This window comes from Bradyrhizobium sp. th-b2 (genome assembly GCF_000426785.1).
In the GTDB taxonomy this organism is placed as follows: Bacteria; Pseudomonadota; Alphaproteobacteria; order Rhizobiales; family Xanthobacteraceae; genus Bradyrhizobium; species Bradyrhizobium septentrionale.
On sequence record NZ_AUGA01000002.1, the window covers coordinates 1 to 13,896 of the forward strand.

14 protein-coding genes are annotated in these 13,896 nt (G+C 60.4%); 7 read left to right on the plus strand and 7 right to left on the minus strand.

Going from position 1 to position 13,896, the window contains the following annotated elements:
• The coding region (locus K359_RS50935; RefSeq protein WP_029082718.1) for a transposase at positions 1-260 on the plus strand (260 nt) is incomplete at its 5' end.
• Positions 261-593: 333 nt separating this feature from the next.
• On the opposite strand, the gene K359_RS0102970 is transcribed toward K359_RS50935, so the two are convergent.
• From K359_RS0102970 to K359_RS50950, 6 genes are all read right to left on the minus strand, one after another.
• On the minus strand, positions 594-983 hold the full coding sequence (locus K359_RS0102970) for a hypothetical protein (protein ID WP_035975960.1): 390 nt from the start codon (positions 981-983) through the stop codon (positions 594-596).
• Between the two features lie 294 nt (positions 984-1,277).
• The gene (locus K359_RS0102975; RefSeq protein ID WP_029078010.1) at positions 1,278-1,490 is read right to left on the minus strand and encodes a hypothetical protein; all 213 of its coding nucleotides are present in this window, start codon (positions 1,488-1,490) and stop codon (positions 1,278-1,280) included.
• A gap of 141 nt (positions 1,491-1,631) precedes the next feature.
• Positions 1,632-3,923 carry a virulence-associated E family protein gene (locus tag K359_RS57095; protein WP_198031096.1) on the minus strand — a complete coding sequence of 764 codons (2,292 nt, stop codon included), beginning with the start codon at positions 3,921-3,923 and terminating at the stop codon, positions 1,632-1,634.
• Positions 3,924-3,927: 4 nt separating this feature from the next.
• The gene (locus K359_RS50945) at positions 3,928-4,536 is read right to left on the minus strand and encodes a class I SAM-dependent methyltransferase (protein WP_198031097.1); all 609 of its coding nucleotides are present in this window, start codon (positions 4,534-4,536) and stop codon (positions 3,928-3,930) included.
• A gap of 134 nt (positions 4,537-4,670) precedes the next feature.
• Positions 4,671-5,330, minus strand: coding sequence for a hypothetical protein (locus K359_RS0102990; protein ID WP_035975963.1), 660 nt, complete (start codon positions 5,328-5,330; stop codon positions 4,671-4,673).
• A gap of 50 nt (positions 5,331-5,380) precedes the next feature.
• Positions 5,381-5,755, minus strand: coding sequence for an AlpA family transcriptional regulator (locus K359_RS50950; protein ID WP_035975966.1), 375 nt, complete (start codon positions 5,753-5,755; stop codon positions 5,381-5,383).
• 424 nt (positions 5,756-6,179) lie between these two features.
• Here K359_RS50950 and K359_RS0103000 point away from each other — a divergent pair, with 424 nt between their 5' ends.
• The 5 genes from K359_RS0103000 to K359_RS0103020 all read left to right on the plus strand — a co-directional run bounded on the left by K359_RS0103000 (position 6,180) and on the right by K359_RS0103020 (position 11,282).
• Positions 6,180-7,544, plus strand: a complete 1,365-nt coding sequence (locus K359_RS0103000) for a DUF3631 domain-containing protein (protein WP_198031098.1) — start codon at positions 6,180-6,182, stop codon at positions 7,542-7,544.
• An 856-nt stretch (positions 7,545-8,400) separates the two neighbouring features.
• A complete protein-coding gene (locus K359_RS0103005) occupies positions 8,401-8,778 on the plus strand; it encodes a VOC family protein (protein ID WP_029078013.1) in 378 nt (125 codons plus the stop codon).
• Between the two features lie 174 nt (positions 8,779-8,952).
• Positions 8,953-10,227: an acyl-CoA dehydrogenase family protein gene (locus K359_RS0103010; protein ID WP_029078014.1), complete on the plus strand. Its 1,275-nt coding sequence runs from the start codon at positions 8,953-8,955 to the stop codon at positions 10,225-10,227.
• A gap of 148 nt (positions 10,228-10,375) precedes the next feature.
• Entirely contained in the window at positions 10,376-10,993 is a 618-nt protein-coding gene (locus K359_RS0103015; protein ID WP_029078015.1) for a flavin reductase family protein, read from the plus strand.
• A gap of 13 nt (positions 10,994-11,006) precedes the next feature.
• A complete protein-coding gene (locus tag K359_RS0103020; protein WP_029078016.1) occupies positions 11,007-11,282 on the plus strand; it encodes a GNAT family N-acetyltransferase in 276 nt (91 codons plus the stop codon).
• Positions 11,283-11,485: 203 nt separating this feature from the next.
• On the opposite strand, the gene yghU is transcribed toward K359_RS0103020, so the two are convergent.
• The gene (yghU, locus tag K359_RS0103025; protein WP_029078017.1) at positions 11,486-12,364 is read right to left on the minus strand and encodes a glutathione-dependent disulfide-bond oxidoreductase; all 879 of its coding nucleotides are present in this window, start codon (positions 12,362-12,364) and stop codon (positions 11,486-11,488) included.
• Positions 12,365-12,634: 270 nt separating this feature from the next.
• On the opposite strand from yghU, the gene K359_RS0103030 reads away from it, so the two are divergent.
• Positions 12,635-13,768: a nitronate monooxygenase gene (locus K359_RS0103030; protein ID WP_029078018.1), complete on the plus strand. Its 1,134-nt coding sequence runs from the start codon at positions 12,635-12,637 to the stop codon at positions 13,766-13,768.
• Positions 13,769-13,896 lie beyond the last annotated feature (128 nt).

Genomic DNA, 13,896 nt, shown 5'->3' on the forward strand with positions numbered 1-13,896 from the left:
GCAAGGTCCCACGTTCAATCCACGAAAAGGCCCGGGACGTTGCGCGCGATATTGCCAAGACTGATGCCTATGTCAGGTCCCGGCGCGAACGGAAGAAGATTGAGATGCTCTTCGCGCACCTCAAGCGCATCCTGCGCCTCGACCGTCTCAGGCTAAGAGGCCCGTTGGGCGCTCGTGACGAGTTCCTCCTTGCCGCAACGGCGCAGAACCTCAGGAAGCTCGCAAAGCTGATCCCGATCCCTGCGCTCCAGCCCGCCTAGGCGCAATCAAGCACCCGTGCGCCGGTCGCATTGCCCGATCCCAAATTGCCAGTTCGCGGACTTCTTCAACACAATCCGCCAACAGCTGCCACTTCTCGCCCTGGCCCTTTTCGGACCCGAGGCGATGTCCAGTTTGAGTCTGCAATACCCCGGATAGCGGATATGGGTCGAGCTCGCTCACGAACTTCGATTTATGAGTACGACGCGCGGATGAAACACCTAGTCTGGCTTTCTCTGTGAGGGCTGCACCAGAAGCTTCGGCACACCGCACGTACCGTTGCGTACCGTTTCGGCGAAGTAGGGTGAATGGGCGCCGCTGGGGCAAAGGGCAGCTCACTCCGGATCCCACGGGCGTCTTGCTGGTCCCCGAGGGTGCTTCGTCTCTGCCCGAAGGACCGACTGCTGGGTCAAGCGCATGGATCGCAACAAGCGGGTGATTGCAGCAGTCTCGGTCACCTGGAGCTGGAGCAGTTTGCCAAATTCCTCGCGATCGAAATCCCCCTCCTCGAGCACCTGGCCGATCAGCTGGGCGACCCGACGGGCTGCGATCACATGTCGACAGTATTGGTTGAGAAGCGCGAAATTGCCGCGCATGAAATGATCGGCAGGCATCGATCCGACCACAGCACGCCACTCATCGGCCTCCTCATCGGTCAGCTCGTATGGGGCGTCAGGGCGTTGAATGATCTCGGTCGGATTGCCCGGCATCATCAGCGTTGCCATCGATGGGCGGCCTCGGATACCCATTACACACGTCCTTCTACCGGCACCGGGGCGGAATTTACCGGTAATTGTACAGCTTTATGGTGGCTGCTCCATGGACCGATCCCGTCATCCGCTTCCTTTTAGTTCGCGAACTCCCCCCCGGCCCCCTTTGACGTTGAGTGACATACCAACCTAGTTACGCGCTTGTTCGATGCGCGCGAACATGACTGGCCGTTCCACGAGATCAGCAATTGTGTGCAAGTTATCCACGATTGACCTTGCCTTTATCAGTGAGAGCATCGCAAAGGGCGCTCAGGGTTGGGAGCGGTTCACGATGCTGTCGATTGGATCAGCACGCTTGGCCAGCATTGCGCCCACCATGATCGCCATCAAGGTCTCATGCGGCAAGCGTTTTCTTTCGTTATCCGCCTGCCGCGCGCACGCCCTGCGATGGGTGACCTGAGCGACTTGGACCCCAATGGGGGGGGCCTGCCGCTTGTCGAGAAATCGCTGTGCTGCAGTCATAAGAGAGACCTGAGAGACCTGACTCTAAGGCTAGAAGCTTCTACGCAATATAGGCTAGTGCCTCGCATGGCCGGCTGGTGTGCACTGCCAGAAAAAGAGTTTGGCAACTCACAAGAAGCCTCTCGGGGTCTCTCGAGCCTCTCACTTCGTCCTTCGGTAATAGCCGCGCACCCGCTGGCCTTTAATGGTGACATAGCCGTTCTTTTTCCGTTTCCAGCCCACCGCCTTCATCGCGAGCGACAACCGCATGGTGTGTTCGACACGCTGATTCTGCGGCGCGAGATTGAGCACGTAGGCCAGCAGGTCCGCCGCCGAAACCTGCTCCTTGTCAACGAAATCGTGGTCGATGATGTTGCGCAGACCTTCGTGCTTCACACCGTCTTGAAAGTAGCAGTAGGGAGTGTGTTCAGGGATATCGCGCAGCACATTTTCCCAAGGGTCTTTCACCCGGCGATGCTCCTGCTCCCGGCCAGCAACAGCCCATAGCTGTTTATCGAGCACGAGGCTTTCGCCTTGGCTGTGGTAGTACGCGGCTTCGCCCCAGAGCTGGAGCCGGTCGCGCTTCAGCTTGTCGATGTCGATGGGTTGTTGCACGAGCAACGTCCAAAACCGTCGATTGCCGGTTTGGCTTTGGAGATATTCATCGCTGTTGGTCGTGCCGACTTCGATACTGTGGCGCGGCTGCTTCCTGACGAAGTGCCCATAGGCGGGGCGTGCTATATCGACTTGCCGCGATGCATACGCCTTCACCGTTTCGACTTCGGCCTTTCGCAGGCCAGACAAGTCGGCGGATTCGTGAATCCATATCCCGGCGAGCTGCTCCTGCACCTCGCGAGCTTCCCGGCCGATGATCTTCTCGTCGGAAAAATTGTCATCGCCCGCGGGCACGCGCCATGCGGTGGATTTTTCGTAGCCTTCTTCGCTCTCGAGCACCAGAATCTGATCGAACTTGATGCCGGGAGTGCGTGCCCGAGCAACCGCCGCGATCATCGTCTTGCGGGCGCAGGCGGCGTTGAGCGGTGTGTCGCTACAGTTGAAATAATCGACCGCCATCTTGTCGAGCCGTGGCTTCCGATCCCAATTGCCTTCGGCCTCGGCCAACATATCCACGATGGGATCGAAACAGTGTTCGAGCGCCAGGGAAGTGACGGCATCTCGCACGTGTTTTTCAGTCAGGTCGAACCCGAAACGATCTGACATCAATTGCCGCAACGCGATAATGCCGTTGTCGGACACTTCACCGAGAAGCTTTTCGAGGGCATGCTGCGTCGTGTCGCCCCGATAGCCGAACAACATCTTGCCGTGAAAGGTATCGTACTTGCATTCGATGCCGAGCACACAGACGGCAAGCCGTGCATTGTGCATCGATGGACGCGGCGAACCGTCCTTGCGACACTCACGCCAATCTGGCTCACCAGCAAGTCGTACCTTCCTGATGTCGTTGTTGTCTAGCTGCTGATGGCAGCGACCAAGCAGGCGTCCGACGGCGCGGCGTTGATCGCGCTGCCTAAGGATGTGTTGATTGCAGGGTAGATCGCACAACAGCGCGGCGGCGATTTGCTCATTACTGAATCTCTTGTCGTTCTTGAAGATCGCGGTGAGCGCGAACGATACTTCGGACCAGCTCTGGTATGGCTTGCTGGCGAGATTGGCCTGATCGAGATCGAACCGCAGATCATCGAGGTTGCCGGCGTGCCCAATGATCAGTTTGCCCTTGGCGTTGAAATCTTCCGGCAGATCGGCAGCGCTCTTGAGCCATCCGGCATGTTCGGCGACTTTGGTCCAGTCAATCGAGGATTTGTCGTTAGCATCATCAGGTTTTTGCTCGTTACTATTCTTCTTGAAGATCGCTCCGGCATATAGGTCTTCGCGTAGATCGAGAAAGTCACCGTCGAGCACAATGGCGCGGTGATCGGGATTTTCTGCGCTGCCGAAGAGGTACGCTTGCGAGAGCGTGAAGCTCTCATCGGCCAGCACACCACCGAAAAGCCCGTTAACGCACGCCACGAGGTTCTCCCGGATCTTTTTTTCGCGGCTCTTCGACAGCGGCGCCAGAATTCTCCAACGCTCCCTCTCACCAGCGACATGCGACGCCGATGTGTATAACAAGCATCGAACGCCCGCTTTTCGCATCGCTTCAATCGCATCGTCGAACGGGATCAGTCCGGCGTCGTAGTCGGTCTCGATCCCGGTAATCTCATCGAGGTTGGCGTTCGTGCGCAGGCAGTTCTTCTCGCTACGTGTGCCGCCGAACGACGCCAGCTTGAGCCAAGGCAGCTTCATCTTGTCGATGGCAGTCTCTCGCAAAATCAGATCGCGCAATTCCGGCAACGTTAGTCTTGAGACGCGCTTTGATGCTGCGAATTCGTTCTCGAAAAACGTCACCACGAAGGAGTGGGTGTCGAGATCAGTTGTTGCGTCGGGCTCGGACATTGGCTCACCTGCCTTCCGCTGTGAGGCGGTGCAGCGTCGGCGGGCCGTTGTGATTGCGGCACCAAACGAACCACGCGAAAGCGACGGCATTGCTCGACTTGTTGCCGCTCCAGCCCGCACGATGCATGCCCGGCAGGCGATTCCGGAAAACCCAGACCCGTGCGAGTTGGCCGCCTTCGAGGATAGGTGTGCGCTTAACGGATTCGTAGAAGCCTAACGGGAGCAGCAGCGCGCCCTTCGGCGCGAGCGTCAGAGTGTGCGCGGCGAAGCGGTCGGCCTTAGCGAACGGCGGATTCGTGATGCACGCGGTGCCTGCAGGCATCTCGCGCTCTTGAAAGAAGTCGCGCCCCTCGCTGATATCGGTGCCAACGACGAAATGCCCGGTAGCGCGCAGCACAATGACTATCGCGCTGCCTCCAGCGGCAGACTCCCAGACGGCGCGCGGAATCTTTTCGACCTTCAGCAGCGCGTGCACCGCGCAGGCCGGTGTTTCGTAGAGATCATTGCCGCGCTCGACGCGTGCCGCGCTGGCGACTTGAGCGACGGCAAAGGGTTGGCTCTTGCGGGGTTCATTAGCAGGCGCTTGATCAGTATTTGGGAGCGTGTTATTCATTTACGCCTCGTTAGCAAACCTGTTTGATGTCCACCCCGCCGACGCCTATCGGCGGGGTGTTGCCTGCATCCTCCTTTTTGCGCTTTGATTTTGCTGTCTGCGATTCCGGCGAGGCCGGGGCGGGCGGCATGGTCTTAACTTGTCAGGTTTATTGTGGAGCCATGTATTTCGGTGCCATCGTCGGACGCGTTAAGGATCGTTCGCCAGTTGTAGGCCTTGTGACCGATCAAGCCCGGCATGTCCGTCACTTCAAAGACGAGAGCCGTGCTGTGTCCGGCGTCCTTAGCTTTATTGAGCGCCGCCCTGATGAACCGCTCCAGCGGTCCAGTCATGTGCAGCCAGAGCATGGCCGTCGCCATGATCGCTCCGCTATGGTTCTGTGTGTGAGGCTCGTCGGTGTAGTGCCGGTTTTCGAGTAACCACTCCATCAAAAAATCACGGGTACTGTTGCGCCGATCTTTCGATGGTGGCAGCAGTTTCATCATCTCGACCCAGTCGCGAACTATCGCATCGATGCGCCCGATATCCGGCAACACTGCAGTGAAGACGTGCAGGTGGTAGTAGCGCAACTCAAGCTTGAGTTCACAATTTGATCTCCGCACCGGCTCTCCACGCGGATGCAATACAAGCATATCGATCCCGATTGCCTTGGCCAGTTCGCCGCGCATCCATCCTTCGCCGATCTCCATGTCCGACACCTTGGAGATGAACTTGCGGTATCGCGCCGAATAATCCTTGAACCCTGCATCTGCGTTTGCCTGAGTATGTTCACGTTTCCATTTTGCTTCACCCATTGCTTCTCTCCATGTTGTGGTCTTGCGGTTCTGTTTTGTGCCCTGTCAGTTTATTTGACGCCTAAAAGCGAAACCCCGGCTTTGGGTGCCGGGGTTCGAGTCGTGTCTTTCTTTATGGCTGGGCGTCCGCCGCGACGCGGGCGCTCGGGATCGCGGTAATCCTTCGTGGCAAACGCGGTCTGCCACGCCGTGATCTCGGCTTCGAACCAGCATCTCCTGTTCGGGGAGACGAACGTGCTGCGCGGGAATTTTCCGTTCTTCTCCAGTCGAAAGAGCGTGGTCCTCGAAAACGGAACGAGGTTGAGTACGTCCTTCTCCGAGAGCATCTTGCGCGGCCTGGTGGTGGTGTGTTCGTCGTCGGGATCGGTGATTGAAGTGCTGCTCTGCAGCAGCTTCTCCTTAGCTGCAGTCAACTTGCTCATCATAATGATGCGTCCTCTCCTTGGGCTCGATGTTGCTAGCGACACTAAGGAGTGTACTGCGACTGCACTCGTTCGCCTTCGTCGATCGTGGCCTTCGCTGAAAATTTCATCGTGTAGGACGAATCGCTTTTGTGTTGACGTCGCGATGATGCACGCATCAGCAAAGTGCTTCGCGGCAAGCAGAATACCAAATCAAAATTAAACTTTGCGCTCGACCTTCTCTAGAGTGTCCTCGCGCGCTCAATCGTTATGACGTATTTCCAAGCGCAGGATGTTGCAGTACACTGCATGCAGCACCGTCTCCCAGCGAGCGCGTGTTTCGACTCTGCGCCGGTTCACCGACGCAGCACGAAGCACCCCCGCTTCTCGTTTGGTCCTGTGATCCACCTCCTCAATGAGGGCGGACCGAATCGTCGTGGGTGCTTCGATGACCATTTCAGAGAAAGACCGTGAGCGGCTGCGTAGGCTTCATGCCTTGATGGGGTCGAGCAATTCCGGCGAGGCCGAGAACGCGCGAACGAAAATCTTCGAGCTGCTTAAACGACACCAGCAGTCGTGGAACGACCTCAGTAAGCTGCTGCAGGAAGATGTGCAGCTCCCGGACTATGATGCCTCAGCAGACAAGACAGTGTTCGATTTCCATCCGCTCGATCTGGTTCGTTACTTGCTGGCCGAATGTGTCAGCCTCACCGAACATCAAATTACAGCAGTGACGTTGTGGATCGGCCACGCCTACGTCTACAAATCCTTTATCCAGACGCCGCGCTTATTTCTGACGAGCCCGGTTCGTGGCTGCGGCAAGACCACGCTGCTGGCGTTCATTGAGAAGTTGACGCCGAACGCACACAGGATCGATGGCATCAGCGAGGCGGGATTATTCCGTCTGCTCGACACCACACCGACGCTGCTGCTTGATGAAGTCGACAACGCCGACCTGCCCAACAGTCCGATCAAACGCCGGGTGTTGAACGCCGGACATCGTAAGGGCACCGTCGAAACCCGCGTCATAAATGGTGAGCTTGTCTACTTCTCGGTGTTTGCGCCCATTGCTCTCGCTGCAATCAAGCGCCTCCACGGGCCGCTAATGGATCGATCCATCGTCATCGCCATGCAACGCAGCCGAACCAAGTTGCGGGAGTTCGATGGACAAGATGCAGCCTTGATTCACACAGCAGAAGGCTTGTCAGCGTTCTTCCGTGCGAACGGCGCATTCGTGAACACCACGCCAGAGCTTCTGTTCAAGAACCGGTTCGCGGACAATTGGCGACCGTTGATCGCCGTCGCCGAGCTTTGCGGGGTGTCGAAAGACTACGACTGGCCCGCGCTGGCGCGTGAGGCTGCGTTGGAATTCAGCAAGTCGGTCCGCGATGAAGACCCGGAGATCACTCTGATTGAGCACTGCATCGACGCATTCAAATCCGCAAACGCTGATCGGCTTCGAACGGCGGATTTGCTCGCCGCTTTACACGAGCACGACATGTGGTCGGAGTGGGAAGGCCCGAAGGGCAGCACAATTGCGCATGCACTGACGGCGCACGAACTGGCGACGATGCTGAAAGAGTTCGACAATATCAAGCCGCAACCGTTCAACCAACTGCATCGGAAGTCGAGCGACAAGACCGCGCGAGGATACAGGCTCGCGCCGTTCGAGGCCGCGTGGCAATCGTATGGTAGAGGCCGCGATCCAGCCGCGCCAGAAGCCGCAGCACCAGCGGCGCCGCCGAGTAAAAAGAAGAGCAAGGCCAAGCGACCGATGCAGGCGAGGCCAAAGCCTAGGGGGAAAAAGACGTAACAGCGTAACGGCACCGGCCGGTGTTACGCTGTTACGCTTTTTCCCGCCTACATTCTGACCATCACAGACTGCCCCCGGCTCAAGCATGTTTCTTTATGTTTTGGTCTCAGGGCCCGCTGAAAACAGGGCCTAGCCGGGCCCGGCCGCAAAAACCATGCGAAATCCCCGAGGAAACGGCCTTGACGTAGGGACCACACGACTTCGCCGTCCGCCTCATGCGCACTCGTCAGTTGCGCATTCGGCGTCCACCGCATCCCACACCGCGTTCGTGACGACCGCGAAGCGCCCTCGATCGGGTGAGACGGGTGCACCATACACCGAGTTGCTATTCCGATAAACCGAATTGCCTTTGGCGGAGGGTCTTGCCACGTCGGGCAACTCAGTGATTGAGCGCGTGAGGGAAGCACTAGCGGAAGGGTTCCCTCTCCCCTTGCGGGAGAGGGTGAGGGAGAGGGTGCCATACGGCGAACTCTCTCCGAATTTGTCACAGCGGCAAGCGAACACGTTGCGAGACCGATGCACTCATCGATCAGCTCGCCCGGGGCCACCCCTCTCCCCACCCTCTCCCGCAAGGGGAGAGGGAGCCTAAGCGGCGTGCTCACCTCACCGTCATTCCGGGTTCTCGCTTCGCGAGCCCTCAGGTGCGCAATTGCGCACCGGGGAATGACCATGGAAACAACGTCGCTTCCGAACACCGCACGCCTCGAGGCCGCTTCCGCCGCGGCAAATCTGCTGCTAGCGTTTGACCGGCGCGCGCGGCATGCGGGACATTGCGCGGCATTGCGGCGCGCCAAGACAACGCGCCAAAACAACGCGCCAAAACAACGCGCCAAGACAAGCAGGGAGGATATTTCAGATGTTTTCACACGTGATGATCGGCACCAACGACCTGGACAAGGCCAAGGCGTTCTATGACGCGTTGCTGGCCACGCTCGATGTCCGGCCGGCCCGGGTCGACGGTCACCGCATTATGTACCTCACCAAGGCCGGCATTTTCATGGTTTCCAAACCGATCAACGGCGAACCGGCGACGCACGCCAATGGCGGCACGATCGGCTTTGCCTGCAATTCGCCGGAGCAGGTCGAGCCCTGGCATGCGGCCGGCGTCGCTAACGGCGGCAAGCCCTGTGAGAACCCGCCCGGCGTGCGGGAAGGTTCTGGCGTCAAGCTCTACCTCGCCTATCTGCGCGATCTCGACGGCAACAAGATCTGCGCGATGCACCGGATGGTCTGAGCGCCTGCCGCCAAATTCGATCTTGAGACCGACGGCGTTTAAACAACGTTTTAAACGCTGTCGCGATATTCCGCGATGCGGCAGGGATCACGCCGAAAAGCATGCTCGCGCTTCGCAAATCCTAAGTCTATTGTCGGCCGCAACGCGAAACTCTCGCTGATGGGAGGACCAAGAATGAAACACGCCTATATCCCGCGAACCACGACCTACAATCTCAATCCTGGCGAAGAACTCAACGATCTCAGGATGTCGGACGAGGTTCGTCCGCTTTACGAGCACGTCAAGAAGTTCATCCGTGAGACCGTCGATCCGATGTCGGTCGAGTTCATGCGACTCGCCGAGGGCAAGAAGGACCGTTGGAGCTTCACGCCGGAGCAGCTCGCGGTATTGCAGAAGGCCAAGGACAAGGCCAAGGAGGAAGGGCTGTGGAACTTCTTCCTGCCCGATGACGAGACCGGCCAGGGCCTGAAGAACCTCGACTATGCCTATATCGCCGTCGAGCTTGCGAAGAATCCGCTGGCGTCGGAGACCATGAATTGCTCCGCGCCCGACACCGGCAACATGGAAGTGCTGGAGCGCGTCGGCACCAAGGAGCAGAAGGAGAAATGGCTGAAGCCGCTGCTCAACGGCGAGATCCGCTCGGCCTATGCGATGACCGAGCCGAACGTCGCCTCCTCCGACGCCAAGAACATCTCGACCACCGCAAAGCTCGTCGGCGACGAGTGGGTGATCAACGGCGAGAAGTACTACATCTCCGGCGCCGGCGATCCGCGCTGCAAGATCATGATCGTGATGGTGAAGACCAATCCGGACGCTGCGCCAAGCAAGCAGCAATCGCAGATCCTGGTCCCGATCGACACCCCCGGCGTCGAGATCCTCGGCCCGATGCATGTGTTCGGCCACGACCACGCGCCGCGCGGCCACATGCATCTGCGCTTCAACAATTGCCGGGTGCCGAAGGCGAACATGCTGCTCGGCGAGGGCCGCGGCTTCGAGATTTCGCAGGTCCGTCTCGGCCCGGGCCGCATCCATCACTGCATGCGCACGATCGGGAAGGCCGAGAAGGCGCTCGACCTGATGGTGTCGCGTGGCCTGACCCGCGAAGCCTTCGGCAAGAAGATCGCCCATCTTGGCGGCAATTTGCAGATCATCGCGCAGGCGCGCTGCGAGATCGAAGCGATGCGGCTGATGGTGCTCAAGGCTGCCAAGGCGATGGACGTGCTCGGCAACAAGGAAGCGCGGATCTGGGTCAGCATGGTCAAGGCCATGGTGCCGGAGCGCACCTGCAAGATCATCGACCAGGCGATCCAGATGCACGGCGCCACCGGCATTTCGCAATGGAGCCCGCTCGGCGAGATGTACCAGGACGTCCGCCATCTGCGCTTCGCCGACGGTCCGGACGAGGTGCACTGGATGGTGGTCGGCCGCCACGAGCTGAGCATGCCGTAGGCTTTTTTCTCTTCCCCGCTCTTCGCGGGGCGAGGTAAGCAAGTTTGGTAGGGCGGGTTAGCGCAAGCGTAACCCGCCTTTTACTTTGCTGTGCGCCCGCGGCGGGTTACGCTTCGCTAACCCGCCCTACGCTCTTCCGGATCATCCCATGGAATACGCCCCAAGCGACCTCACCCAGCGCGAATGCTACAAGGTGCTGACTTCCTTCGTGCTGCCGCGGCCGATCGCCTGGGTGACCAGCATCGGGCCGGATGGCGTGGTCAATGCGGCGCCGTTTTCCTTCTTCAACGTGTTCTGCGAGGACCCACCGCTCTGCATGTTCGCGGTCAACCGTCGGCCCGACGGCCGCGAGAAGGACACCTTCATCAACATCCAGCGCACAGGTGAGTTCGTGGTCAACCTCACCGACGAACCGTTGGCGCGCGCGATGCACGAGAGCTCGGGCGACTTCCCGCCCGAGATCGGCGAGCCCGACTATCTCGGCCTCAAGCTCGCGCCCTCGCGCAGGATCGCGGTACCCCGGCTTGCCGACGCCCCTTTCGCGATGGAGTGCAAGACCTGGAAGCTGATCGACGTCAACGGCGACCGCCAGCTGATCATGGGCGAAGGCATCCACTTCCACATCCGCGACGAATTGTGGGATCGCGAGGCGATGCGCGTGCACATGGAGCGCTACCACCCGATCGGCCGCATGTTCGCCGACCGCTATTGCCGCACCGACGACCGCGTGGTGTTTCCCGCAGCCGAGGGCGCGCAGAAGAAATAACCGAGGAAGATAAATGAGCGAAGCATTCCAGGACAACGAGGCGCAGAGCCGGTTCGAGCTCAAAGTCGACGGCGCCACCGCCTTCGTGGTCTACCGCAAGACGCCGGATGCGATCACGCTGGTGCATACCGAGGTGCCGCCGGAGCTCGGCGGCCGCGGCATCGGCTCAAAGCTCGCCCGCGCCACGCTGGAGGCGGTGCGCGCGCAGGGCCGCAAGCTCGTCGTGAAGTGCGAGTTCATCCAGGGCTTCATGAAGAAGCATCCGGAGTACGACGATTTGCTTCAATGATGCGTAGGGCGGGTTGGCCGAAGGCGTAACCCGCCGATGTCTTCCGCGCACGAGGGCGGATTGCGATTCGCTAATTCGTCGTCATGGCCGGGCTTGTCCCGGCCATCCACGTCTTTCAGGCCGCATTGAAGCAAAGACGTGGATGCCCGGCACAAGGCCGGGCATGACGAGTTTCACCGAGAGGCCGAAGCTTGCTGGCGACGCTACGACGCCGCTTGCTCGCCGATCTTGTCCTGCGTCCTGGTCTCGAAATCGCTGGCCTCATGCCGCTCGTGGAGCTGGCTCGACGGCTCGCCCCAGGTGCGGTTGACCATGCGGCCGCGCCTCACCGCAGGCCGTGCCGCGATCGCGTCGGTCCAGCGCTGCACGTTCTTGTAGTCCTGCACCGAGAGGAATTCGCCGCCACCGTAAAGCAGGCCCTTGGCCAGGCTGCCGTACCAGGGCCACACCGCCATGTCGGCGATGGTATAGACGTCGCCCGCGAGATATTCGCTATCGGCGAGACGGCGGTCGAGCACGTCGAGCTGGCGCTTCACCTCCATCGCAAAGCGATCGATGGCGTATTCGATCTTGGTCGGGGCGTAGGCATAGAAATGCCCGAAGCCGCCGCCGAGATAGGGCGCGGCACCCATCTGCCAGAACAGCCAGGAGAAGGTTTCGGCGCGCGTCTTGGCGTCGGTCGGCAGGAATGCGCCGAATTTTTCCGCCAGATAAACCAGGATCGAGCCGGACTCGAACACTCGGATCGGCTCCGATCCGCTGCGGTCCATCAGCGCCGGGATCTTCGAGTTCGGATTGACCGCGACAAAGCCGCTGCCGAACTGGTTGCCGTCGATCTTGATCAGCCAGGCGTCGTATTCCGCACCCTTGTGCCCCGCGGCGAGCAGCTCTTCCAGCATCACCGTGACCTTCACGCCGTTCGGCGTCGCCAGCGAGTAGAGTTGCAGCGGGTGACGGCCGACCGGCAGTTCCTTGTCATGGGTCGGGCCGGCGATCGGCCGGTTGATGCTGGCGAAACGCCCGCCGCTCTCCTTGTTCCAGGTCCAGACTTTTGGCGGCTCGTAGGCAGGGGTGTCAGTCACGTCATTGGCTCCCGATTTACGTTTTTCCAAGGTGGCGCGGCGACCGCCGTGCATGTCCGCACTAGATGGTGGGCACAGCTGGCTTTGCCCACCCCGTTCTCCCGCATTTTCTACCTTGCGGAATGCGCCGCGAGGGATGCAGCCAGAGCAGCGCTTGCACGCAAGATCGCGGTAGCCGAAACCGGCTTGGCTTAGCCATCCATGATGCGCTAGCGTCGCGGAAGCCTGATGCCAACAAGCACAAAAAACGGCTGCCGGGAGAACCGCTCCATGAAATCACCGATCTGCGACATGCTGGGAATCGATTTCCCCCTGCTCGCTTTCAGCCACTGCCGCGACGTGGTGGCGGCGGTCAGCCGCGCCGGCGGCTTTGGCGTGTTCGGCGCGACCGCGCACACGCCGGACACGCTGGAGCAGGAGCTGAAGTGGATCGATGCGCATGTCGACGGCAAGCCCTATGGCATCGACGTGCTGATCCCGGAAAACATCTCGACCGCGGGTGAGAAGAACGTCACCTGGAAGAGCCTGGAGGCGCGCGTCTCGCAGGAGCATCGCGACTTCACCCGCAATCTGCTGAAGAAATACGACATCGAGCTGACGAGCCGAAACGTCGCCGACAACCAGCCACAGCCTTTCGATGCCGAGACCGCGCTGCAACTGCTCGAGGTCTCGTTCCGGCATCCGATCCGGCTGATCGCCAATGCGCTCGGCGTGCCGCCGAAGGCGATGATCGAGATGGGCCGCAAGCACGGCGTGCCGGTGGCGGCATTGGTCGGCTCCAAGGAGCACGCGCTGCGCCAGGTCGCGGCGGGCGTCGACATCCTGGTCGCACAGGGCACCGAGGCCGGCGGCCATTGCGGCGAGGTCTCGACCATGGTGCTGGTGCCCGAGGTGATCAAGGCGGTCAGGAAGATCCGCGACGTGCCGGTGCTCGCCGCCGGCGGCATCATGACCGGCAGCCAGATGGCGGCCTGCATGGCGATGGGCGCGGCCGGCGCCTGGACCGGCTCGGTGTGGCTTGCCACCGTGGAGTCGGAGACCTCGGAGATTTTCCGCGAGAAGATGATCGCGGCGTCCTCGCGCGACGCGATCCGCTCCAAGGGCCGCACCGGCAAGCCGGCGCGCCAGCTCCGCTCGGTCTGGACCGATGCCTGGGACCGCTCGCCGGACAGCCCCGGTGCGCTGCCGATGCCGCTGCAAAGCATCATCAGCCGCGACGCCTTCAATGCCATCGACCGCTCGGCTGCGGCCGGCAACGAGAAGGCGCGCGATCTCGTCACCTACTTCGTCGGCCAGGGCGTCGGCCTGATCGACAGCGTGAAGTCGGCCGGCGCCGTGGTGCAGGAGTTCAAGGAAGACTTTGTCGAAGCCGTCGAGCACATGAACGCGCTGGTGGCGGAGTGAGTGCACGCGGCCCCTCCTCGTCATTGCGAGGTGCGAAGCGACGAAGCAATCCAACCTATCCCCGTGTGGAGATGTGGATTGCTTCGCTTCGCTCGCAATGACGCCCAGAACAACGATCGAGTCCAATA

Excerpts from the sequence above, each read along its gene's own strand:
- K359_RS0102970 (WP_035975960.1), bottom strand. The coding sequence starts at position 983 with ATGGCAACGCTGATGATGCCGGGCAATCCGACCGAGATCATTCAACGC.
- K359_RS0102975 (WP_029078010.1), bottom strand. The coding sequence starts at position 1,490 with ATGACTGCAGCACAGCGATTTCTCGACAAGCGGCAGGCCCCCCCCATT.
- K359_RS57095 (WP_198031096.1), bottom strand. The coding sequence starts at position 3,923 with ATGTCCGAGCCCGACGCAACAACTGATCTCGACACCCACTCCTTCGTG.
- K359_RS50945 (WP_198031097.1), bottom strand. The coding sequence starts at position 4,536 with ATGAATAACACGCTCCCAAATACTGATCAAGCGCCTGCTAATGAACCC.
- K359_RS0102990 (WP_035975963.1), bottom strand. The coding sequence starts at position 5,330 with ATGGGTGAAGCAAAATGGAAACGTGAACATACTCAGGCAAACGCAGAT.
- K359_RS50950 (WP_035975966.1), bottom strand. The coding sequence starts at position 5,755 with ATGATGAGCAAGTTGACTGCAGCTAAGGAGAAGCTGCTGCAGAGCAGC.
- K359_RS0103000 (WP_198031098.1), top strand. The coding sequence starts at position 6,180 with ATGACCATTTCAGAGAAAGACCGTGAGCGGCTGCGTAGGCTTCATGCC.
- K359_RS0103005 (WP_029078013.1), top strand. The coding sequence starts at position 8,401 with ATGTTTTCACACGTGATGATCGGCACCAACGACCTGGACAAGGCCAAG.
- K359_RS0103010 (WP_029078014.1), top strand. The coding sequence starts at position 8,953 with ATGAAACACGCCTATATCCCGCGAACCACGACCTACAATCTCAATCCT.
- K359_RS0103015 (WP_029078015.1), top strand. The coding sequence starts at position 10,376 with ATGGAATACGCCCCAAGCGACCTCACCCAGCGCGAATGCTACAAGGTG.
- K359_RS0103020 (WP_029078016.1), top strand. The coding sequence starts at position 11,007 with ATGAGCGAAGCATTCCAGGACAACGAGGCGCAGAGCCGGTTCGAGCTC.
- K359_RS0103030 (WP_029078018.1), top strand. The coding sequence starts at position 12,635 with ATGAAATCACCGATCTGCGACATGCTGGGAATCGATTTCCCCCTGCTC.